Below are 21,874 nucleotides of genomic sequence, written 5' to 3' on the forward strand. Positions count from 1 at the left end.
ACATATGCCCCTAGGATCAGAACGTGACCAAGGTCACACAACCCATGAACCACAGAGAAACGAGGTCATCATATGTTCGAGAATCTGGCAGTGCTGTTCCACCTGAAGGGTGCAACCAGCAAGAAAGGTGCTGAAGAGAAAGACACTTATGCGCCTGCAACCCGCAATTACTACTTCCGTTATGGCGCCTGATATCGCCTGTCCGGAAGTTGAAATTAGCAACGTAATAAAACTACAAAACAACTCAGCAATCCACACAGCAGCCACCCCCATCGGGGCGCTGTCCTGCCCGGGCCAGAATTCCCACGGCCAAACCTGAACTCCAACCATGAAGATGGGGCCCGCAGGCCCCATTTTTTTATCCCGTTTCCGCCTCTATTGCGCCTTCTCGGTGCCACCTTGCAGCGATGCCGGTCGCGACGTGGCGGGCGCCGGCATCATATCGCCTTTCCCAACGGCACCGCCTCCTGCACGGGTAAGGGGAAGTGGCAGGCCACCTGATGCCCCTGCCCGCCGCACGCCTCAAGGGCGGGCGAGCGGGTGCGGCACAGATCCGTTGCATGGGGGCAGCGCTGGTGAAAGTGGCAGCCACTCGGCGGCGAGATGGGGGACGGCACATCTCCCGTCAGCAGGATACGCTGGCTGCGCCGCCGCGGATCCGGCACCGGAATGGCGGAGATGAGCGCCTGGGTATAGGGATGGCGCGGTGCCAGGTAGAGTGCCTGGGCCTCGGCCAGCTCGACGATCCGGCCCAGATACATCACCGCAATCCGGTCCGAGATGTGCTTGACCACCGACAGGTCATGGGCGATGAAGATGATGGCGAGGTTCATCTCCCGCTGCAGATTGAGCAGAAGGTTCACGATCTGGGACTGCACCGACACGTCGAGCGCCGACACCGCCTCGTCACACACCAGCAGCTTGGGCTTGAGGGCGATGGCGCGGGCGATGCCGATGCGCTGGCGCTGGCCGCCAGAGAACTCATGGGGATAGCGATCCACCGCGCTGCCGGGCAAGCCGACTTTCTCCAGCAGCTCCTGCACCCATGTCCGGCGCTGTTCGGCGTTGCCCTTGCCGTGGATGATGAAGGGCTCCTCCAGGATCTGCCCCACCGTGTGGCGGCTGTTGAGGGATTCTGCGGGATCCTGGAACACGATCTGCATCTCCTGACGCAGGGATCGCATCTCCTTGGGCGAGAGCTGGGTGATGTCACGCCCCTCGAAGGTGATGGAGCCGGCGCTCGGCTCGAACAGCTTGAGCAACGAACGCCCCAGGGTGGACTTGCCGCATCCCGACTCTCCCACCAGGCCAAGGGTCTCCCCCTGCTTGAGATCAAAGCTGATGCCATCCACCGCGTAGACGGTGTATTGCTTGCGCAAGAAACCGCCACCCATCTTGAAATGCTGCTTTAAATTGCTTACCGACAACAAGCTGGTCATGACTTCCATCCCCGACGATTCATGGCAGCAGACGACCTGGTCGCCTTCCCGCCGCCAGGCTGCCCTGCGACACCCCGTAACACCAGACCGTTCATAGGCTCACCTCCTTCCAGTGGTGGCAGGCCACCCCATGGCGTTCGCTCAACTGCTCGGTCACCGGTATGGTCTCCACGCAAAGGGGCGTGGCATGGGGGCAACGGTTGGAGAAACGGCACCCCGCCGGCATCTCGTGCAGGGCGGGCACCTGACCCTTGATGGTCTTGAGCAGGCTCTTTGGCACATCTTCCAGACGCGGGATCGAGGCCATCAGACCATGAGTATAGGGATGGCGCGGGTGGTCAAACAGTTCATAGATATCGGCCCGCTCCACCGCACGCCCGGCATACATCACCACCACCTCGTCGCACAGCTCCGCCACCACCCCGAGATCGTGGGTGATGAAGATGATGGCCATGCCGGTCTGGGCTTGCAGCTCCTTCATCAGATCCAGGATCTGGGCCTGGATGGTCACATCGAGCGCCGTGGTCGGCTCGTCGCAGATGAGCAGGGCCGGTTCGCAGGCCAGCGCCATGGCGATCATCACCCGCTGGCGCATGCCGCCGGAAAGATTGTGGGGATAAGCCGCGAAACGCTGGGCAGGCTCGGGGATCCCCACCTTCTGCAACATGGCGATGGCGGCGTCACGGCGCTGGGCCTTGCTGTAATCGGGGCGGTGGAGGCGAAACACCTCCATCAGTTGATCGCCAACCGTCTGCACCGGGTTGAGGGCCGTCATGGGCTCCTGAAAGATCATGGAGATACGGTTGCCACGCACCTTGTACATCTGCTCCGGCGGCAGATTGAGCAGCTCCTCCCCCTGAAAGCGGATGGAGCCCGCCACCACCTGGCCGTGGGGCCTTGGCAGCAACCCCATGATGGCCAGCGAGGTGACGCTCTTGCCGCAGCCGGACTCGCCGACTATCCCCAGGGTCTTGCCCGGGGCGACCTGGAAGCTGACCCCGTCGAGCACCTTGATCTTGCCGTCGTCGACGGCGAACTCCACCTCGAGATCCCGCACCTCGAGGATGGGGGACAGAGACTGCCCCTCATGATCTCTGGTGCCGGGGGCGGCGGCCTGTGTGTTGGGCATGACTGCTGCTCCCTTCTGGGCCACATCAATGATGTGCATAGGTCTTGTCGATCAGGGTGATGGAGGCCAGCGCCTTGCCGTCAGCCTTGGCCTTCTGGGTCTCCTCCTTCACCTTGGGATCGATCCAGAGCAGGCCGCCACTGCTGTGGGGGTAGCCATCCATGGGCCAGTAGAGCAGATCCGGGGTGTTGCGGGTGGCGGGCACCTCCGGCAGCATCACATAGCGCCAGCTGCTGGCTCGCACGTAGTTGAGCTGAACGCCGGGCACGAAGATGGCGAGATCATAGATGCGCTGCTGGATCTGGTGGGAAAGCGCGGCCCGCTTGTCCATGTCGAACTCGACGTTGTAGGCGTCGATCAGGCTGTCGAGCGCTTTGTCAGCCACGTTGAACAGGTTGTTGGTCTGGGGCTTGTTGGCGTTGTCGGAGTGGAAGGACTCCCAGTATTGCGGATAGAGACCGCCGCCCCCCCAGCCAAGCCAGGCCGCCTCGTGTTTCTTCTCCAGCATCACCTTGAAGCCGGTGGCGCCATCCACCAGATTGAGCTCCAGATCCAGGCCCGCCTTCTTGGCCTCTTCCTTGAGCACGGTCAGCCGCTTGGAGTGCTCCTGGCTGGTGTAGGTGAGGGCCAGGGTGAGCCGCTCTCCCTTGTCGTTTTGCAGGATGCCGTCCGGTCCCTGCTTGCCGTAACCGCCCTTGGCGAAGTACTCCCGTGCCTTGGCGATGTCGTAGGCCCGCTCAGGGAGCGCGATGTCGGTGAAGGCCCCGAAGCCAGAGCCGAAGGTGGTAGCGCGGTCATAATCGCCGTGCAGCACCGTCTCTATCATCTTGTCGATGTTGAAGGCGTGCTGAATGCCGAGCCGCACGTTGAGATCCGCCAGCTTGGGATTGGCCACGTTGAGGTGAACCCCCTGTCCCCCCTGCTTGGTGTCGGTCATGGCCATCACCTTTTGCACGTATCCCTGCTTGTACTCCGGGGTGACCGCTTTCTCATGCCACCAGTTGGGCAGGATCATCTCGAAGGTGTCCAGCTCCCCCTTGAGGAAGTGGCGGAACGCGATGTTGTGGTCGCGGATCACCTGCACCTTGATGGTGTCGAGGTTGAACCTGTGCTGGTTGTAGCGATCGTCTTTTGCCCACCACTCCTTCTGCTTGCTGAAGGTGACGGACTTGCCCTTCTTCACGTCGCTCATCACGTAGGGGCCCGTGGTGGGTACCACGGCCCAGTTGTACTGCTTCACCCAGTTCGGGCCCATCTTGTAGTAGTGCTTGGGCTGGGGCCACAGTTCGGTGGTGTTGAGGAGATCGAGCTTGGCCTTGCGGCTGCCCGCCTTGACCAGGATGGTGTGGTCGTCAATCTTCTCCACCGCCACCACCTCGGTGGTGTAGTAGTTGTTGAACCAGGGGCCCTTGATGTCCTTGGAGCGCATCATCTCGTAGCCGAAGGTGTAGTCATCGGCGGTGACCGGCTTGCCGTCGGACCACTTGGCGCGCGGGTCGAGCCTGAAATAGACGGTCTGGCTGTCCGGTGCGATGGCCCAGGCATTCGCCAGGGCCGGAATGGGGTTGCCCGTGTTGGGATGGAAGCTGATGAGCCTCATCTGGTTGTCGAGGATGAAGGAGCGGAACGAGCCGTTGGAATCCGGCCCCACGGTGCGAAACGTCAACGGGAAGCTGTCGACGAAGAGATTGAGGTTGCCGCCGGGCAGCGCCTTGGGAGAGGCGAACACGGGGTCGGTGTCGTTGGTCTCCCACGTCAGATCCGCGGGCAGGCTGGCCGCCCACACCCAGGATCCGTTCAACAGCAGAAAGAGAGCACCTGTCCATTTGATTTTATTGTTCATGTTTGACTTCCTGGTCATGCCCCTGCACTGGGGGCGTCTTCATTAAGGGTCCTGTCGATGTGCCCTGGCAAGGCGCCACCGCTCACTGATAACGGGTAAATTTGCGCGGATCGAACGCCTCCCGGATGGCCTCCCCGATGAAGGAGACCATGATGAGCACCAGACTCACCGCCGCCACCACCGAACTCACGATCCAGATGGCGTCGAGGTTGTTGATACCCTGGGAGAGCAGCTCCCCCCAGCTCGGGGTCGGCGGCGCCAGGCCAAAGCCCAGGTAGTCCAGCGCCGTCAGGGTGGAGATGTTGCCCACCACGGCAAACGGGGCCAGGGTGACGATCATCATCAGGGTATTGGGCAGAATGTGGTTGAAGATGATGCGCCTGGTGCTCGCCCCCTGGGCCCGCGCCGCCATCACGTAGTCCCGCGCCCGCTCCTTGTAGGTGAGGGTGCGCATGTACCAGGTGATCCCCATCCAGCCGAACAGCACGTTGATGCCGACGAACAGGCCGAAGTTCGGCTTGGCCAGGGAGACCAGGATCATGATGACGTAGAGGAAGGGCACCTGGGACCAGATCTCGATGAAACGCTGCATCAGGAGATCGAATCGACCGCCGAGGAACCCCATCATGCAGCCGATGCTGACCCCGATGACATAGCTCGCCACCAGCGCGATGAAGGCAAAGCCGATGGCGATGCGAAAGCCGTAGACCAGCCGTGCCAGTACGTCGCGACCGCTGGTGTCGGTGCCGAGGAAGTGGCGCTCCACCAGGCTCGGGGCATAGGGCGGATAGGCCTCCTCCTTGAAGTCCTGCTCATAGGGGTTCCAGGGGACCAGGGGCAGCAACACCCAATCCCCCTTCCCTTCCTTCGCAAATTGGCTCTTGAGCTGGCGGTAGTTGGTCTCGTACTCGTAGTCGAGCCCGAAGTGCTGGCCCGGGATCACGTCCCCATAGGTGGGGAAATAGAGCTCCCCCTGATAGCTCACCGCCAGGGCCCGGCTGTTGACCAGCAGTTCTGCCAGCAGAGAGATGACCACCAGGACCGAAAAGATGACAAAGGAGTAGTAGCCGCGCTTTATCGACTTGAAGCGCTTGAGTTTTTTCAGAGTTACCGGATTCAGGTTCATGCTCACTCTCCAAACCGCACGCGGGGATCGACCAGGGCAACGCAGATGTCGGAGACAATGTTGCCCACCAGCATCAGCATGGAGGTGATGGCCAGAATGCCCATGACGGTGGGGTAATCCCGCTCGACAATGGCCTCGTAACCGAGCAGGCCGATGCCGTCGATGTTGAAGATGGTCTCGATGAGGAAGGAGCCCCCGAAGAAGACGGTGAGCACCGACCCTAAGTGACTCGCGATGGGGATCAGGCTGTTGCGCATGGCGTGATCGGTCACCGCCTTGCGAAACGGCAACCCCTTGGCCACGGCGGTGCGCACGTAATCCGCCGACAGGTTCTCCATCAGGCTGTTCTTCATGGTCATGGTGAGGATGGCGAAATCCCCGATGGCGTAGGCGATGAGCGGCAGCAGGGCGTGGGCGAAGACGGTGCGGATCTGATCCCAGCTGCTCTCCATCCCGTCAAACTCGTCCCCCGGGAAGCCCCCCATGGGCAGCCACTCCAGATGGAACGCAAAGACGGTGATGAGGAAGATCCCCACCACGTAGGCGGGCAGCGCATAGGCCATGTAGATGAGCATGGAGCTCAGGGAATCGAAGCGGCTGTTGTGCCTGAGCGCCTTGGCCACCCCGAGCGGGATGGAGACGGCATAACTCAGCAGAAAGGTGGCGAGCCCGAAGAAGGCGGTCACCGGCAACCTCTCCTTGATGAGATCCCACACCGGCTCGTAATAACGGGTCGACTCCCCGAGATCCAGCACCGCCAGCTTCTGCAACCAGTCCCAGTAGGCGACCAGCATGGGCTTGTCGAGGCCGTAGAACGCCTTGAGCTCTTCAATTTGTTCGTCGGAGAGTGCCTGCGCCCCCTTGCTGCCACTGGAGCGGCCTGACTCGTTTTGCGAGACCTGCGCCTGCAGCAACATGCGCTCGACCGGGCCGCCCGGCACGAAGCGGGTGATGGTGAAGACGAGCAGGGTGATACCGAGAAACGTCGGGATGATCAAAAGCATCCGACGTAGGAAATACGACAGCATGGTGGAACCTCGTCCTTGTTGTTCTTTTATGGCCAGTCACATCCGGTGACGGGCCTATCCTTACCTGGCATTACTCACTGAATTGACTGGCATTGACAGACAATCCAGCTCGGTCACTGTAAAAGCTCTGCAACAAAAATCAAGTAGAACCCTGTCTGCGACCAGGAATGTCCCCCCGCAGCATATCCCGCGGATGATTTTTTCCAAAAAACCCAACTTCAATATAAAAAACTGCTACGCCTACCCGTCCAACTCGATTTTAATTATTAAAAAATTAATTACACAGGTGTTTTAATCCATACCAAGCAGAACAAAATCAACAAGTTAAGGATAAGTCGGGTTATTTTCTCATTTACCTATAAAAGAAGAGGGATAGCCGCCCCCACCCTCCGTTCCCCGGAAAAGGCTCTCGCCACAAAAGCAGATGAAAATACTGCAAAAAACCGTTTTCTCGATATCGACACTGGAGTGACAAGCGACTTATCGATAAGTTCAAAAATAATCAATAAAATTGTAAAAATCGAACTTAACAACATCTTTACATAAGTTGACGCGGCATTTACGGAATAAAACGCCAAAAATATTCCATCAAGTGCACATTCCCATCTAATTCCCTCTACTGCCCCCATCCCCGCCGCTCCATTTGACGTCCATCACCAAACCTTGATAAGCCTTACGCACCGCTCCAACGAGGGCGGTAATGGAAGCAAACAATAAACAATCAGGAAGGATACTAGCGATGCTTAGGAAAAGCAGACTCTCTGCTGCCGTAGCGTTTGCCTTGGCGAGCGCGGCAGTTGTGGCCACCCCTGTCCTGGCCGAAGAGGGCCAGAACGTAGAAAAACTGCAAAAAATCAAGGTCACCGGCTCCCGGATCTCCCGGGTCGATGTGGAAGGCGCCACCCCGGTCGTCTCCGTGACCAAGGCGAAAATTGAGCAATCCGGTCAGCAGACCGTCGCCGATTACCTCAAGCAAGCCTCCTACAACTCCTTTGGCGGCGTCTCCCCTGCCTCCGGCAGCTCCTTCCAGTCCCAATCCACCGTCGGCCTGCGCGGCCTGGGTTCCGAGCGTACCCTGGTTCTGCTGAACGGCAAGCGGGTAGCGGGTTCCCCCACCATGGGCGGCACCTCCATCAACCTCAACACCATCCCCATGGCCGCCGTTGAGCGGGTCGAGGTCAACCTGGACGGCGGCTCCGCCATCTACGGTTCCGACGCCATTGGTGGCGTGATCAACGTGGTGCTCAAAGAGGGCTACGAAGGGCTGGACTTCCAGGGCCGCATTGGCTCCCCGAGCGAAGAGGGCGGCGACGAGAAGAGCGGCTCCATCGTGGCAGGGGTGGCCGGCGAGAAGGGCTCCCTGATGGCGGTCTACGAGCACGACAAGAAGGACGTCATCTACAGTCGCGATCGGGACTATCTTGCCAAGCAGGGCAACGACTCCCCCAGCGCCTACGGCCGCAACGTGGAGGGGATCACGGGTCTTGACGCCAACGGCGACCCCATCTGGAAATACGGCCCCCTGGCCGGCGCCACCAATGCCGACGGCTCATGCAAGGAGCCCTTCGTCGGCTTCGAGGGCGGCTGTAACTTCAACTACGGCCAGGTCGCGGCCACCACGGCCTCCCGCAGCCGTGACACCCTGTACGTAAACGGTCGCTACCACATCAACGACAACGTGGACTTCGTGCCGCAGATCATCGGCTCCCGGGTCGAGAGTTTCGGCCGCTTCGCCCCGGCCGCCGGTGCCTTCACCATTGACCCGGCCAACCCGAAGAACGCCCAGTTCTTCGCCGACAACGGCCTGGATGCCGCCGCCACCCAGGGTCTGGGTGAGGCTGCCTACGCCTACTACCGCTTCAGCAACATCGGTCCCCGTGACAACTATGTCACCGACACCACCGGCAGCATGAACCTCGGCTTCGAAGGCACCATCGCCACCGAAAGCGTCGGCGACATGCAGTGGAACGCCGGCTACATGTACTCCAAGACCGACAACAAGGAGAACGGCACCGGTTACGTGCTGAAGTCCGCCGCCAAGCAGGCGATCGCCGACGGCAAGTTCGTCGGTGGTGAGTTCGATGCAGAAAGCACCAAGACGATGACGGCCGACACCAGCCGCCGCTCCACCATGGACTTCTACCAGTGGTACGCCGGGGTGCAGTGGGACATGGGTGAACTGCCCGCCGGTCCGGTCAGCTGGTACGCCGGTGCCGAGTACAACGACTGGGTCTATGCCGACAAGTACGACGCCCAGTCCGAAGCCGGCAACATCATCGGCTCCGCAGGCAACTCCTCCGGTGGCGTGCGCGACGTGACTGCCGCCTACATCGAGTCCCTGGTGCCCATCACCGAGCAGATCGAGCTGAACGTGGCCGGTCGCTTCGACAAGTACAGCGACTTCGGCAGCGCCTTCTCCCCCAAGGCGAGCCTGCGTTACCAGCCGCTGGACAACCTGATGCTGCGCACCTCCTGGTCCCGTTCGTTCCGCGCCCCCAGCCTGAGCGATCTCTACTCGGCTGATTCCGAGTCCGCCGACTGGGCGAAGGATTACGTCTACTGCGAGGCCAACGGCATCTCCGCGGCAGACTGCCCGAACCGCCAGTACACCACCACCCGTACCTCCAACGAGGCTCTGAAGGAAGAGACCGCGGACACCTGGAACTTCGGGGTGGCCTACAGCCCGGTGGATGACCTGAACCTCTCCCTGGACTACTACACCATCAAGATCGAGGACGTGATCCAGCTGAACTCCCTGCAGTCTCTCATCTATGACGAACTGAACAGCGGCAGCTCCAGCAGCATCACCCGCAACAGCCAGGGCAAGATCGGTAGCGCCATCGCTCCCATGGTCAACCTGGGGACCCTCGAGACCTCCGGCCTCGACCTGAAGGTGGATTACACCTACGACCTGAACTACGCCACCGTGCGTTATGACCTGGGCGGTACCTACATCCTGAAATACAAGGAAGGTCTGTACGCCGGTGGTCCCGTCATCGACAAGATCGGCCAGAACGGTCTGCCCCAGATGCGCTTCAGCTCCGGTGTGGGTATCAACGTTCCCCAATGGTGGAACATGGATACCTACCTGAGTGCGAATTACATCGACTCCCAGAGCCAGGACTACATCGCCAATACCGGTGAGGAAGTGGGCCACATCGCGTCCCAGACCACCTGGAACCTGAACGTCGGTGTGGAAGCGCCCTGGAACGGCAAGATCCAGGTCGGCGTGAAGAACATGTTCAACGTGGGCCCGTCCCTCGAGAGCGATGGCTTCACCTATGACGACGAGCTCTACAGCATCGACGGTCGCATCTACTACCTCGACTACAGCCAGAAGTTCTAATCCACCAGCAAACCACAAGCCGGCCCGTTCGGGCCGGCTTTGCCCAAGGTCCCAAGGAAGTTACGGAGATAGGGTAATCCTATGAAGACAAGGACAATTACAATGAAGAAAGCGCTCCTCGGCAGCCTGATTTCGGCTGCCTTGCTGACCAGCTTCAATCTGAGTGCCGCCACCGCCGGTCAGGCCGTGGACGCTCAAGCCGCCACCGACAATGCATCCAAAGTTTCCCAGCAGAAGATCGACAGCTACGCCGAGTCTGCCGAGTCTGCCCTGGCCCAGTACAAGGCCGCCCTGCGCCAGGTGGACAGCCTGCGCGCCTACAACGAGCAAGTGGGCAAGATGGTTGACTCCCAGAGCGCCGAACTCGCCTCCATGCAAAAGCAGATCGCCCAGATCGACCAGACCAGCACCGAAGTGGTGCCCCTGATGCTCAAGATGATCGACTCCCTCGAGCAGTTCGTCTCCCTGGACCTGCCGTTCCAGAAGGTGGAGCGTGAGGACCGCGTGGCGGCCCTGACCGATCTCATGAACCGGGCCGACGTCACCATCTCCGAGAAGTACCGCAAGATCCTCGAGGCCTACCAGATCGAGGAGGGCTTCAGCCGCACCATCGAAGCCTACAAGGCGAGCCTGGACAAGGATGGGGACGAGAAGACCTACGAGTTCCTGCGGGTCGGGCGCATCGCCCTGCTCTACCAGTCCCCGGATGGCAACGAGACCGGCATGTGGAACAAGAAGACCCGCCAGTGGGAAGTACTGCCCCAGGAGTATCGCAGTGCGGTTGAACAAGGCCTTCGCATCGCGAAGAAGCAGGCGCCCCCCGCCCTCATCAAGCTGCCGGTTCAAACTGCGGAGAAAGCATCATGAAAGGAATCAAACTTGCCATCGCCTCGCTGATCGCGGGCGCTACCCTGGTCACCCTGCCGGTGACCGCCGCCGAGAAGCCGGTGGATCTCAACGCCCTGCTCAATCAGGTCAAGGCCGCCAGCACCAGCGAATCCCAGCTCAACAAGGAGCGGGAAGCCCGTTTCCTGGCTGACAAGAACGAACAAGGGGCCCTGCTCGCCAAGGCCAAGGCGGATCTCGCCGCCGAAGTCGCCAGGGGCGAAAAGCTCAAGGCCACCTTCGATGCCAACGACAAGCAGCTCACCGAGCTGACCGAAACCCTGCGCCAGCGCTCCGGCAACATGGGCGAGATGTTTGGCGTGCTGCGCCAGTTCGCCGGTGAATTCAAGGGGATCTTCAACGCCTCCGCCCGCCGGGTCGAACATCCCGAGCAGACTGCCCTGCTAACTCGCCTGGCCGAGAGCAAGGAGCTGCCCTCCAGCGATGACCTGACCGCCTTCTGGACCACCACCCTCAGCCGCATGGTCGACGGTGGCAAGGTGAGCCAGATCCCGGCCACCGTGGTCTACGGCGAGGGCAACCAGGCCCAGAAGACCGTGACCCAGATCGGCGAGTTCAACACCGTCTCCGAAGGCAAGTACCTCACCTTCGTGCCGGAGACCGGCAAGTTCGAACAACTCTCCCGCCAGCCCGAGAACGCGGTGCTGGAACCGGTCGCCAAGTTTGAACAGGGTGGCGGCAGCGTCGAACCCATCTTCATCGACCCGTCCCGCGGCGTGATCCTCTCCCTGCTGGTGCAATCGCCAACCCTCAAGGAGCGCATCGATCAGGGTGGCTCCGTGGGTTACGTGATCCTGGCGCTGGGTGTCATCGGTACCCTGCTGGCCCTGTTCTGCGGTGCCCGTCTCTCCCTCATCGGCGGCGCCATGCGCAAGCAACTGAAATCCGAGCAGATCATCAAGGGCAACCCCATCGGCGAGATGCTGGGTGCCTACCAGGATCACCGGGGTGACAACATCGAGGATCTGGAATCCAAGCTCGACGAGATCATCCTGCGCAACGTGCCCAAGCTGGAGAAGGGCATCAGCCTCATCAAGCTGATCGCCTCCGTCGCCCCGCTGCTGGGCCTGCTGGGTACCGTGGTCGGGATGATTGCCACCTTCCAGGCCATCACCCTGTTCGGTACCGGCGATCCCAAGCTGATGGCGGGGGGTATCTCCGAGGCCCTGGTGACCACCATGCAGGGTCTGGTCGTGGCCGTGCCCATGCTGTTCCTCTACACCATCGTGCAGACCCAGAGCCGCCGTCTGATCCAGGTACTGGAAGAGCAGAGCGCCGGTTTCGTTGCCCGTTATCAGGAACGTCTGCACGCCGCCAAAGCCGCAGCCTAAGGAGTCACCCATGTGGTTCTGGTTGATTGAAGAAGTCGAGTCGGTCCGCCGGTTTCTGGGATTGGGGGGCGACGTGCTGGTCGCCCTGTTCTTCCTGACCCTGATGATGTGGGCCCTGCTGCTGGAGCGCTGGTTCTACTTCATGGCGGTCTATCCCCAGCAGGTGAAACAGACCAAGACGGCCTGGCTGGCCCGCACCGATCACCTCTCCTGGTCCGCCAGGCAGATCCGCCGCGAGCTGGTCTCCCAGGTCGCCATGGCGGTGGACAAGGGGATGCCGGTCATCAAGGTGCTGATCGCCCTCTGCCCGCTGATGGGGCTGCTCGGGACCGTGGTAGGCATGGTGCAGGTGTTCGATACCCTGGCCATCACCGGCACCGGCTCCCCCAGGGCGATGGCCTCGGGGATCTCAAAGGCGACGGTACCGACCATGGCGGGCATGATTGCCGCCCTTTCCGGCCTGTTTTTTGTCAGCCGGCTCGATCACAAGGCCAAGCTGGCCGTGCAAAAGCTGGAAGACAACCTGAAACACGGCTGATGCAGGATGCACATCCCCGGCCGGGCCATGCCCGCCGGGGCACAGAACAAGCAAGGAGTTTTTGCCATGAGAAAACGTCACAGCGACAGCGGTGCTGACGAGGCGGCCATCGATTTGACCCCCATGCTGGACATCGTGTTCATCATGCTGATCTTCTTCATCGTCACCACCTCGTTCGTCAAGGAGTCCGGCGTGGAGATCAACCGCCCGAGCGCCAGCACGGCCGAGACGGTGAAGAAGGGGAACATCATGGTCGCGGTCCGCGAGAACGGCCAGGTCTGGGTCGACAAGCGCATCGTCGAAGTGGGCGCGGTGCGTGCCAACATCGAGCGGCTGCGGGCGGAGAACCCGGAGAGCGCCGTGGTGATCCAGGCCGACAGCGAATCCCGTTCCGGTCTGGTGGTGCAGGTCATGGACCAGATCCGCATGGCCGGTGTCCAGAACATCTCCATCGCCGCCGACAAGAGCAGCTGATGCCGGAGCGAATGCCATGAGATACCTGATATCGTTAGCGGTCTCCTGCGTGGTGGTGTTCTTCCTGTTCCTGGGAATGAACAAGCTCATCACGCCGGATCACCGGGAGCTGACGGAGCGGGAGGACGTCACCATGACCGACTTCATCCGCCTCAAGCCTCAGGAGACCCTGCAAGAGAAACAACGGGAACTGCCCAAACCGCCGCCCCCGAAACGCCCGCCTCCCCCGCCCGAGATGGAGGTGGCGAGCACGGACAGGCCTAAGATGGACAGCTCCCCCATGGACATGCCCAAACTCGACATCCCGGTCAACATCGGTGGCGGCAACGCCCTGGGTGCCTACAGCACCGGCGGCGGTGGCGGCGGCATGGGCGGCAACAACGGCGCCATCCCGATGGCGACCTTCGAGCCCATGATGCCCCGCAAGGCGGCCCTGGCCGGTCTTGCGTCCGGCAAGGTGCTGGTGGAGTTCACCGTCACCGAGCGCGGTACCGTGAGCAACATCCGCATCGTCAAGGAAGAGCCCCGCAGCTATGACCTCGGCAAGGCGGCGCGCCAGACCATCGCCAAGTGGACCTTCAAACCGGCCATGGTGGACGGCAAGCCGCAGGCCAGTCGCATGCAGCAAGAGATCGAGTTTGCGACCAACTAAGGAGGGTGGCGATGAAAAAGTTACATACCCTGATCCTCGCCCCGGTGGCCATGGCGGTGCTGCTCAGCACCGCCACCTGGGCCGCCGAACAACCCGCCCTGTCTGACCGCGCCTACCGCGCGGTCAACAAGGCCCAGGCGTTGATCACCGAGAAGAAATACGGCGAGGCCAATGCCAAGCTGCAGGAGGCGCTGTCCGGCGCTGGCGAGCGGGTCTACGACAAGGGGGTCATTTTGCAGACCCTGGGCTTCGTGGCGGCGCAGCAGGAGAAGTACGGTCAGGCGACCAAGTACTTCGCCGACGCCATCGCCACCGGCGGCCTGCCGCCCCCGGTGGCCCAGCAGGTGCGCTACAACCTGGCCCAGCTCTACATGGCGGAGGGGAACTTCAAGGGTTCCATCAACACCATGAAGGAGTGGTTCGCAAACCTCGGCAAGGACGAGAAGCCGACCCCGCACGCCTACATCACCCTGGCCAACGCCCATGTGCAGCTCAAGCAGTACAGGGAAGCCATTCCAGCAGTGGACAACGCGATCAAGCTCTCCGCGGGCAAGGCGCCGGAGTCCTGGTACCTGCTGAAGATGGCGGCCCACTACGAGCTGAAACAGTACAAGCCGGCCACCGAGGTGCTGACCGCCCTGGTGGACCGCTACCCGGAGAAGAAGAAGTACTGGACCCAGCTCTCGGCCATGCACATGCAGGCGGGCAACGATGCCAAGGCCCTGGCGGCACTGGAAGGGGCCTACAACCTCGGCATGCTGACCGAAGCCAACGAGTTGCAGCGGCTCGCCAACTACCTCGCCTTCGCCGGCATTCCCCACCGCGCCGCCCGCGTGATGGAGAAAGCCATGAAGGAGGGGCAGATCGAGAGCACCGCGGCCAACTACAAGACGCTGGCCAACTACTGGCATCAGGCCAAGGAGCTGGACCCGGCCATCGACACCCTGGCCAAGTCCTACAAGCTGGCCCCCAATGCCGAGCTGCAGCTCAAGATGGCGCGCATGATGATCCAGAGCAAGCGCTACCAGGATCTGGTGGCCTTCGCCGCCAAGCCTGCCGCCAACGCCAGCGGCGAGCAGCGGGCGGATTTGAAGTTCCTGACCGGGGTCGCCTATTTTGAGCAGCAAAAGCCCAAGGAGGCGCTCTCCGCCTTCACTCAGGCCGCCCAGAATGGCAATGTCAGTGGTCGCGCTTCCCCCTGGATCAGCTTCTTGAAAGAGCAGCAGGGCGGCGCCGTCACCCAATAAAGCTGCGCGGCCCGGCTGGCGGGGCGGGGATCTCCCCGACTCGGCATCCGGGCCGCGACACATCGACAAGGGGGTCACCCCGCAGATTGCCTTGGTGGCAATTGGCCGCTCTTCGGAGCGGTCTTTTTTATGGTCACTCCCCTGCCCTTTTCCCCCTCCTTCTCCTGATACAAGGCACAAAAAAATCCGGAGCCTGGGCTCCGGATTGGATCGTTGCGTTGGGAGGGGGGCAACCCCTTCAACAGGTCATCAGTCACTGCACACCAGCGTCCAGCTACCGTCGCCCGCTCTGAGCTCGCGGCTGGTACAGCAGCCGGGACAACTCAGTAGCTGCACACCAGCTTCCAGCTGCCGTCGCCCACTCTGAGTTCGCTGCTGGTATAGCAGCCTGGACAACTCAGTAGCTGCATATCAGTTTCCAGCTGCCATCGCCCGCCTTGGGCTCGCTGCTGGTCCACCAGTTGGCCTGCCACACCCCCTTGTTGTGGGTCATGCGGTCGTTGCCATTGGCGTGATCCCCGCGCGGCCAGGTCGGATAGGCGTTGTAGTCCGCCGGGTTGACGTTCTGGCTGGCACAGGTGGTGCCACCGCTGCCGCCGTCACCACCGCCACTGCTGCCCAGCACCGCCTCGGCCAGGGCCGGGAAGTCGGACTTCAGGCCTATGGTCTGGCTGCCGGCAATCAGGCGCATGCCACTCGGCACGCCGGCGGCCGGCAGGTAGTAGGTCATGGCCACTTCCACGTCGGTGCCCGGCGTCCAGGCTTTCCAGGCCGGCAGCGTCAGAGCCACCTTGTGGAAGTCCTTCTCATTGGCGATGCCGTCCGAGTTCTGGTTGCCGCCGCTCTCCACCACTTTCAGTCCCATGCCGCTCTGGTCGGTGATGGTGTCTGAGGTGGAAGTGGGGACCAGGAACTCGATGCGGGTGCCGCCAGGTATGGTCTGGGTCGACTTGTTGGTGAGCTTGAGGGTCGGGTTGATCGGGTAGTTGGAGTCCCCTTCCTTGAAGCCGGAGAGGCTCACGCCGATGTCGAGCTGGGCAGCCGGCGCCGGCAGATCATTCTGCTTCAGGGCCGCCTTGTCGGCCTTGCTGAACTTCTCGTAGGCAAGGCTGGTGAGGGTGCTGCCCATCACGTACTCGTTCTTCGCGGCGTCGAAGTCATAGTCCCCCGCCATCTCCCAGAACATGGCGCCCCCCAGGCCCCGCTTGACGATGTAGTCGAGCTTGTGACCCATGGACTCTTCATCTTCGGTGGAGAGGAACACCTTCTTCTGCTCGTTCCAGAGCCAGGGCGCATGGGCCTTGTCGTCGTAGTAACGCACATACTGGCCTTGCATCACGTGGGCCGGGTTGTTGGGATCCAGACCCCAGGCCTGGCCGTAGCTCGGCAGGGTGGTGATGCCGAGGCTGGCCGCGTGCTCCAGGTTCTTGGCATTCCACATGGGCACGGCGCCACCGCCAATCTCCTTGCCGTTCTTGTCAAGGTCATGCCAGATGTTGTCGATGCCCACCGCCCCGTTGCCGCACGGAATGGTGCTGCCACCGGTGCCCGGCTGGCAATCGCTCTGGCTCGGCAGCGCCGCCTTGCCACCCAGACCGTGGGTGCCACCGGTGACCCCCTGCCAGCCACGGGTGTAATAGGGCACCCCTATGTTGATCTTGTCCGCCGCCAGGGCACCACGGAAGTAGTGGGCCGCCCAGGCGGAGTTGAGATAGCCGATGCCGCCAAACTGGGCCTGGGTGTAGACACCCCACTGGGACAACTCGGGATCCGCCTTGTTGTCGAACAGGGCGGCGTTGTGACCGACGAAGTGGTTCCAGGCACCGTGGAAGTCATAGGTCATCAGGTTGACGTAGTCGAGGTACTGGGTGACCTGGAAGTTTTCCATGCCGCGCAGCAGGTAGGCCGAGGCCGGCGAGGCGATGGTCAGCATGTACTTGCGACCGTCCTCGGTGCCGGCGCTGTCGAGCTTGTTGCGCAGGGTCTTCATCAGCACTTCATAGTTCGCAAAGAGCTTGCCGCGACACTGGTTGGAGAGCGGGAAATCGTTGGGGTTGCCCGCATCCTTCATGGAGGTGGGGTACTCGTAGTCGATATCCACCCCATCGAAGCCGTACTGGCGGATGAAGCCCACGGCCGAGTCGGCAAAGGCGTTGATGCCGGCGGTGTTGACCGAGCAGTCGCCCTTGGTGGTGGCGGCGTAGAAGCCGCGGGTATCGGCCCAGCCCCCGACGGAGATGAGGGTCTTCACGTCCGGATACTGCTTCTTGTACTTCGACAGCAGGTTGAAGTGACCCTGATAGGCAAACTCCGGATCCATCTCGGCGCCCGGCACCCCGTTCCAGGTCAGCTTGGTGGCGGCGTCATCCACCTTGATGGTGTGACTCTGCTCGTCCACCGCCGCGAAGGCGTAGTTGATGTGGGTGATCTTGTCCCAGGGAATGTCGCTCACCAGGTAGGCGGGCAGGCCGTTCTTGCCGGTGCGCCAGGAGGTGAAATACCCGATGACGCGGCGGCCGTGGTCATCCCCCATGCACTCGCTGCCGTCGGCGCGGTAGATCTGGCGCACGTCGCAGGAGAGGTTGCCGCCGGTAGGGGGCAGCGCCGCCTCTTCCACCTGCACGTCCACCTGGGCCGACTCGCCAGAGCGGTTGGTCTTGTCGGTCGCTACCAGCTTGAGGCCGGTCAGCCCCTTGTTCTGGGGCGTCCAGCTCAGCTGCCAGGGGGCGCTGGTGTCCTCGCCCACCTTCTGGCCATTCACGAACAGCTCGACCTTGGCGACGTCGTCATTGGCGTCGGTGACATTGCCGCTGACGGTGAGAGCGCGGCCCAGGGTCACCCTGGCGCCGGCGGCCGGGCTTGCGATGCTCACCCTGGGCGCCTCCGGGGCCACCACGGCGGCGACCTTGAAGCTCGAATCCGCCTCGCTCAGCACCTTGCCGTCTTTATCCAGCGCCCGGGCCTTGAGGGCGTGATTGCCCGCACCGGCGGCAGACCAGCTGGCACTCCAGGGAGAAGCCGTGGCGGTGGCGACCAGGGTGCCGTCGATGAGGTATTCCACCCGGGCGAGCGCCGTGACCGGGCCGCTCAGCGTCACCGCCAGGGCCACACTGGCCCCCTCGCTGACGCTGGCACCCACGGCGGGGGAGCCGATGGCGACGACCAGGGCCGGCGGCGGCACCTCACCACCATACAGCTTCCAGGCATCGGCCCAGACCACCCCCACCCCGGGGGCGTAGTGATAGGGGGACGCGCCGCACCAGCCGGAGTAAGGGAATTCCTTGCATTCATAGAGGGCGCCTGCGTTGCTGACGATGTCGCCAGCCTTGTAGGCGGTGCCGGCCTGATAGGCGGGGTAAGCAGCCTGCGCCCAGGCAGGGACGGCCGCAAGGGCGACCAGCATGGCAAGCCTGCTGGGCCTCAAGATCTGTTGCATATTGTTATCTTCCTTGTTTTGTCTTGGCTTCAATACCGGGAAAAGCGCAATCGCAACAGGGAACAAGGGAGCGACAACAGGCCATGGACGGGCCACAAACCCTCAAGTCACCCTGGGTAACCCCGCTGTCTGGCCCGGATGGGACAGATCGGAGGCTTTGCGTCCCGGCATCACTGCCGGTTTGCCCTTTGCCTGGGTTCCGTGAGGAACGGCTCGAGTATAGGAAGCAAGTGACCACTGCTCAATCTTTATTCTCGAAGGAAAATATGTGAATGCTGGCCGCCTCACACTTTTCGCTCCCACCTGATGACAAATAGATCATCAATATCAAACTGTTAGCCACGTCAAAAAATGGCAGATGGGCTCCTTTGTCTCCTCATAATGTGCGTTGGTTCACTGGTCAGAGCTGCCAGAAATGTGACAATGCGCGCCCTTGGCCACGATGCCAAGGCTATGGAAACACTGGCAAAAATAAAAAAAGGAATACCCATGAAAGGAACACCTACCCTGCTGTCGCTGGCCGTGGGGCTCGCGCTCGCGTCCCCGTCTCTCTACGCCGCCGGCTTCAGTTGCCCGGCCGACAGTGCCCTCACCCCCATCCCCGCCATCCAGGGCAGTGGCGACAAGAGCCCCCTCGTCCCGGACGATCAGTTCGAAAGCGCCCAGAGCGTCTCGGTCAAGGCGGTGGTCTCGGGTCTGGGGGAAAGCCTCAACAAGGGCTTCTACCTGCTGGATGTGCAGGGGGACGGCAACCCCGAGACGTCGGACGGCATTTTCGTCTACCTCAACGACAAGAACTTCGCCAGCAAGTACCCGGACATCCAGCCGGGCGCCCTGGTCTGTCTGGAGGCCAAGGTCGAGGAGTATTACGGCCACACCCAGCTCAAGCCCCTGTTTGACGGCAGCACGCCGCGCCTGACAACCCTGGCCCAGGGCGCCGCCCCGGCCGCCACGGCGCTGCGGGTACTGGAGGGGGAAACCCTGGCCCGGGCCCTGGAGCGTCACGAAGGGATGCGGGTACGCCTTGACGCCGACAGCGCCCTCAAGATAAGCCGCAACTTCAGCTACGACTATGCCGCGCGGCGCAACAACCTGGTGCTCGCTCACGGCGCCCCGCTGATGAAGCCGACCCAGCTCCATGTGGCGAGCAGCCCCGAGGCCGTGGCGCTGGCCGAGGCCAACGCCAGCAACCGGGTCTTCCTCGAGTCGGACGTCAAGGCGGGGGACGGCAAGCTCCCCTGGCTGCCCGCCTGGGAGCCGGAGCAGGGTTACCTGCGCATCGGCGATGCCCCGGTCAATCTGGAGGCCATGGTCGGCTACAGCTACAACGAGTACCGCCTGATCGTGCCCCGGGATCAGACCATCACCGCGGGGGATCTGCTTCGCACCGGCGACAACGACCGCCAGAGCGCCCCGGCCCGCCTGGATGGCACTGACCTGCGCATCGGCAGCTTCAACGTGCTCAACTACTTCACCAGCCACTCCAGAGTGGGGGGCGCCCTCAACGTGCTCTGCGCGGATCAGGCGGATGCGGACAGCGCCAAGGGTTGCAACCGCGGCGCCAAGAGCCTGGAGGAGTTCCAGTTGCAGCGCGCCAAAATCGTCAACGCCATCACCGAGATGGACGCCGACCTGCTCGGCCTGATGGAGATGGAGAACAACGGCTTTGACGAGCACGCCGCCCTCCACGATCTGGTGGAGAGCCTCAACGCCAGGCAAAAGGAGGCGAGCAAGCACTACGCCTTCGTCACCCTGCCCAAGGCCCTGCTCACGGAGGATCGCTTCTTTGGCGGCGACGCCATCATGGTGGCCATGATCTACCGCCCCGCCCTGCTCACCCCGAGCGGGGATGCCGACGTCATCCCCCTGCCCCAGCAGCGCTACACCACGGGCGGCGTCACCAAGAGCGCCGGTCAGCGGGACTCCCTGGTCCAGCGCTTCACTGTGGCGGGCAGCGACGCCCCCCTGACCCTGGTGGTCAACCACCTCAAGTCCAAGGGGTCGGGCTGCTATGAAAATGGGGATGGCAAGACGGAGCCTGCGGATCTGCAGGGCAAGTGCACCGAGTTTCGGGTGAGCGCCGCCAAGGTGCTGGGGGAGGCGGTGAGCAAGATGCCGGGCCAGGTGCTGCTGGTGGGGGACTTCAACTCCTACGCCAAGGAGGATCCCATCCGGGTGCTGACCGACTATGTGCCGGTCGCGGGGGAGCGCCAGATCCGCTCCGCCTCCCACACCTACATCGGCGGCAAGCCCTATGAGCAGATGGGCCAGACGGTGGCCAAGGGTTACGGCCTGGTGGATCTGAACGTCAAGTTCAACCAGGAGAAGGCCATCTCCTACAGCTACGAGGCCGAGCTCGGCACCCTGGACTACGCCCTCGCCAACCCGGCGCTGGCTGACAAGGTGGTGGCGGTGGCCGACTGGCACATCAACTCCTTCGAGAGCAACCTGTTCGAATATGGCAGCGCCTACACCGGCGATCTCATCAAGTCGGACAACCCCTTCAGCGCCTCGGACCACGACCCCGTCATCGTTGACCTCAAGCTCAAGGAAGCGAGCAAGGGGGGTGGCGGCGCCATGGGCGCCCTGCTGCTGGCCCTGTTGCCGCTCGCCTGGCGGCGTCGTCGCTAAGACGCGGCATCCTCGATGCCAGGTGCAAAGCCCGCGATGATCGCGGGCTTTTTTTGTGCCAAGGCCATTTGAAAAACAAATGTAAAAGGCCACATCATGGGATGAATAAATGCCCTGTTGCCCCGCCTCACCCCTTTCCCAGGGGGCTGGCACCCTGCCGACGGGGAAACCCGGTGCTGACATCAGGGGCCGGATAGCGTATCCCGCAGGTTGCCGAACGAGCCAACCGCCACGCGGCAGAGGATGGCATCGTGCAGCCCGCGCCGTGGCCATGGCGGCATCGGCGCCAATCCCCACCCTCACCCCCGTCAGCGGCGGCCAGGGCCGCTGATGCCCTCGCGGACAGGGTGAAGCGCCATCGCAGGCTGCCGAACGAGCCAACCGCCACGCGGCAGAGGATGGCATCGTGCAGCCCGCGCCGTGGCCATAGCGGCATCGGCGCCAATCCCCACCCTCCCCCCCGTCAGCGGCGGCCAGGGCCGCTGACGTCCTCGCGGACAGGGTGAAACGCCATTTGCCAGACAAATGCAAAGGGCGAGATCATGGGAGATCCAAATGACAGGCAAACAAAAAGGCCACCGCGATGCGGTGGCCTTGGTGCTTTCTTGCGAAAGATGGTGGAGCTACGCGGGATCGAACCGCGGACCTCTTGCATGCCATGCAAGCGCTCTCCCAGCTGAGCTATAACCCCAACTCACCTCGGCGCTACCAAAGTTATCTCTGGCAACGGAGGCGCATGATAGGCATC

At 62.3% G+C, this 21,874-nt stretch carries 14 protein-coding genes, 1 tRNA gene and 1 riboswitch; of the genes, 8 read left to right on the top strand and 7 right to left on the bottom strand.

Features of this window, described 5'->3' with window-relative positions; all coding sequences use genetic code 11:
- Positions 1-437 precede the first annotated feature (437 nt).
- The 5 genes from PG892_RS04765 to PG892_RS04785 form a co-directional block, all read right to left on the bottom strand.
- Positions 438-1,439: an ABC transporter ATP-binding protein gene (locus PG892_RS04765; protein ID WP_270825184.1), complete on the bottom strand. Its 1,002-nt coding sequence runs from the start codon at positions 1,437-1,439 to the stop codon at positions 438-440.
- Positions 1,440-1,530: 91 nt separating this feature from the next.
- Positions 1,531-2,568: an ABC transporter ATP-binding protein gene (locus PG892_RS04770; protein WP_270807538.1), complete on the bottom strand. Its 1,038-nt coding sequence runs from the start codon at positions 2,566-2,568 to the stop codon at positions 1,531-1,533.
- A gap of 25 nt (positions 2,569-2,593) precedes the next feature.
- Positions 2,594-4,411, bottom strand: coding sequence for an extracellular solute-binding protein (locus PG892_RS04775; RefSeq protein ID WP_270825185.1), 1,818 nt, complete (start codon positions 4,409-4,411; stop codon positions 2,594-2,596).
- Positions 4,412-4,493: 82 nt separating this feature from the next.
- Positions 4,494-5,537: an ABC transporter permease gene (locus PG892_RS04780; RefSeq protein WP_042865049.1), complete on the bottom strand. Its 1,044-nt coding sequence runs from the start codon at positions 5,535-5,537 to the stop codon at positions 4,494-4,496.
- Between the two features lie 2 nt (positions 5,538-5,539).
- A complete protein-coding gene (locus PG892_RS04785) occupies positions 5,540-6,565 on the bottom strand; it encodes an ABC transporter permease subunit (RefSeq protein ID WP_010675471.1) in 1,026 nt (341 codons plus the stop codon).
- A 739-nt stretch (positions 6,566-7,304) separates the two neighbouring features.
- On the opposite strand from PG892_RS04785, the gene PG892_RS04790 reads away from it, so the two are divergent.
- The 7 genes from PG892_RS04790 (at position 7,305) to PG892_RS04820 (ending at position 15,059) form a co-directional block, all read left to right on the top strand.
- Positions 7,305-9,911, top strand: a complete 2,607-nt coding sequence (locus PG892_RS04790) for a TonB-dependent receptor plug domain-containing protein (RefSeq protein WP_223916032.1) — start codon at positions 7,305-7,307, stop codon at positions 9,909-9,911.
- A 102-nt stretch (positions 9,912-10,013) separates the two neighbouring features.
- Positions 10,014-10,778, top strand: a complete 765-nt coding sequence (locus tag PG892_RS04795; protein WP_010675473.1) for a DUF3450 domain-containing protein — start codon at positions 10,014-10,016, stop codon at positions 10,776-10,778.
- Entirely contained in the window at positions 10,775-12,148 is a 1,374-nt protein-coding gene (locus tag PG892_RS04800) for a MotA/TolQ/ExbB proton channel family protein (protein WP_010675474.1), read from the top strand. The genes PG892_RS04795 and PG892_RS04800 overlap by 4 nt, the downstream gene beginning before the upstream one ends.
- Positions 12,149-12,158: 10 nt before the next feature.
- Complete coding sequence (locus tag PG892_RS04805; RefSeq protein WP_045525714.1) at positions 12,159-12,686, top strand: MotA/TolQ/ExbB proton channel family protein; 528 nt, start codon at positions 12,159-12,161, stop codon at positions 12,684-12,686.
- Between the two features lie 66 nt (positions 12,687-12,752).
- Complete coding sequence (locus PG892_RS04810; protein WP_010675476.1) at positions 12,753-13,160, top strand: ExbD/TolR family protein; 408 nt, start codon at positions 12,753-12,755, stop codon at positions 13,158-13,160.
- Positions 13,161-13,176: 16 nt separating this feature from the next.
- Positions 13,177-13,812: an energy transducer TonB gene (locus tag PG892_RS04815; protein WP_010675477.1), complete on the top strand. Its 636-nt coding sequence runs from the start codon at positions 13,177-13,179 to the stop codon at positions 13,810-13,812.
- A gap of 11 nt (positions 13,813-13,823) precedes the next feature.
- Positions 13,824-15,059 carry a tetratricopeptide repeat protein gene (locus PG892_RS04820; RefSeq protein WP_042014300.1) on the top strand — a complete coding sequence of 412 codons (1,236 nt, stop codon included), beginning with the start codon at positions 13,824-13,826 and terminating at the stop codon, positions 15,057-15,059.
- 397 nt (positions 15,060-15,456) lie between these two features.
- Here the strand turns inward: PG892_RS04820 and PG892_RS04825 are convergent, their stop codons facing one another.
- Positions 15,457-18,495, bottom strand: coding sequence for a glycosyl hydrolase family 18 protein (locus PG892_RS04825; protein ID WP_373870862.1), 3,039 nt, complete (start codon positions 18,493-18,495; stop codon positions 15,457-15,459).
- 112 nt (positions 18,496-18,607) lie between these two features.
- Positions 18,608-18,691, bottom strand: a riboswitch (cyclic di-GMP riboswitch).
- A gap of 293 nt (positions 18,692-18,984) precedes the next feature.
- Between PG892_RS04825 and PG892_RS04830 the strand changes: the two genes are divergently transcribed.
- Positions 18,985-21,126 carry an ExeM/NucH family extracellular endonuclease gene (locus tag PG892_RS04830; protein ID WP_270825186.1) on the top strand — a complete coding sequence of 714 codons (2,142 nt, stop codon included), beginning with the start codon at positions 18,985-18,987 and terminating at the stop codon, positions 21,124-21,126.
- 615 nt (positions 21,127-21,741) lie between these two features.
- Here PG892_RS04830 and PG892_RS04835 read toward each other — a convergent pair.
- Positions 21,742-21,817, bottom strand: a tRNA-Ala gene (locus PG892_RS04835).
- Between the last annotated feature and the right edge of the window lie 57 nt (positions 21,818-21,874).

Origin of the sequence: Aeromonas sp. QDB68 (genome assembly GCF_027707405.1) — a bacterium.
Taxonomy (GTDB): domain Bacteria; phylum Pseudomonadota; class Gammaproteobacteria; order Enterobacterales; family Aeromonadaceae; genus Aeromonas; species Aeromonas caviae.